Consider the following 1580-nt stretch of genomic DNA (forward strand, 5'->3'; position numbering starts at 1 on the left):
ATGAGGTAAATAATAACCATGGCTCCGTGGCGCCTTTAGCATGTTTCAAGCTTACGCTGCAGCGAATCGTTTTTCCTCGAAGGTTTTTCTTCTTTCTTTGTTTAGGCTTTGATTTAAACAAGTAAAAATGACCACTTAATGAATTGGCTTTAGCGAGTCGTGTTTCAAATAGATAAGCGGGTTTTGCTGTCGCTTTAGAATAAAGTGTTTTTACTGGTGACCAGCACGTATCATCTTCTGGCTTTTGATATTGTGTTTGATGCCTCACTCTGCCTACAAAATCCCAACCAAATTTAAGGACTAACTTAAACCAAGGATTGCGAAATCCTGCATCTGTGACGATGATCGGCTTGCAATCTGGAGGCAATATTGATTTAAGTGTTTTAATGAAATCCTTGTGCACGCTTTGCTTCATGTATTCACATTCACGAAAACTTTGCTCATAGATTGTCATTGCTCGACCTTTAACTGGTACTGCCGCCCGTAACAAATGAAACTCGCCACAAGGTGTTAACCCAGACCAGTCAATCGTCACGCATGGGCGTCTAATCTGACCAATCACGCGGTGAGCGATTTCTTGGTAATAGTGGAAGCGGGCGTGCTGGACGCGAGGGTTGCCAAATAACCTATCCATTCGTTTAATATTGTGTTTAACCTTCGCGTTACTCTTTAGTTTTCGCCCCAATGCAGCAATGGATAAGAACTTATGTTGGCAGAGTGTTTCTACAGCTTTCATTAATGTGCAGTGGTTACGCTTATCAATAATACCCGCTGTATTAGAAAAAGTTTTATGTAATAATTTACTCAAGTGCATAGTCGATTTACTTTGTAATTTCTTTGGTCGGAAAAAACATATAAGATCAAAATTGGCTGTGCACTTCAACTGTTTTTTAAACTACCTTATTGATTTATATTATCAAATTGTGGGGATTCCTCAGGATTTGACCCCATTGCTTGGACCCCTTTGCTTGTTAGAAAACTTAGTTATAGTAATACCTTAGGTAATTTGTTAAAAGTATATGAAGTGTATGAAGTATATGAAGTATATGAAGTATATGAAGTATATGAAGTATATGAAGTATATGAAGTATATGAAGTATATGAAGTATATGAAGTATATGAAGTATATGAAGTATATGAAGTATATGAAGTATATGAAGTATATGAAGTATATGAAGTATATGAAGTATATGAAGTATATGAAGTATATGAAGTATATGAATGAACTTTAAGTCGGCAGAAGTATGTGCGATGAGCGCACTAATAAATTGTTATGTTTTTCAAATTACAAACGATGTACAATATTCGTTTAAAATACCAAAAGGATTTATTGATGGATAAAAATAAAGTAAATACACGCTACTCTCTACCCAGGGCAAGATCACGAACTTTACCTTGACTTCAAAGTATGATCTTATACTCCTTTTTTCAAGGAGCATTCTCATGCTTGATATTCAGCTATTTAAATATTTCGAATCAATCGATGATCCTCGCCAACAAGGTAAAGTGGTTCATAAACTATTTGATATCATATTCTTAGCCGTCAGCGCTGTTGTGTCTGGATGCCAAGGCTGGGAAGA

Annotated in this window: 2 protein-coding genes; one reads left to right on the forward strand and one right to left on the reverse strand. The window is 36.2% G+C overall.

What is annotated here, in order from left to right:
- Positions 1 to 814 (reverse strand): IS4 family transposase (locus I6F65_RS21290; RefSeq protein ID WP_197114827.1); only part of this gene is annotated, 814 nt, incomplete at its 3' end.
- Between the two features lie 629 nt (positions 815 to 1443).
- Between I6F65_RS21290 and I6F65_RS21295 the strand changes: the two genes are divergently transcribed.
- On the forward strand, positions 1444 to 1580 hold a 137-nt coding region (locus I6F65_RS21295), incomplete at its 3' end, for a transposase family protein (RefSeq protein ID WP_197111189.1).

Source organism: Pseudoalteromonas sp. SWXJZ94C (assembly GCF_015864385.1).
Taxonomy (GTDB): Bacteria; Pseudomonadota; Gammaproteobacteria; order Enterobacterales; family Alteromonadaceae; genus Pseudoalteromonas.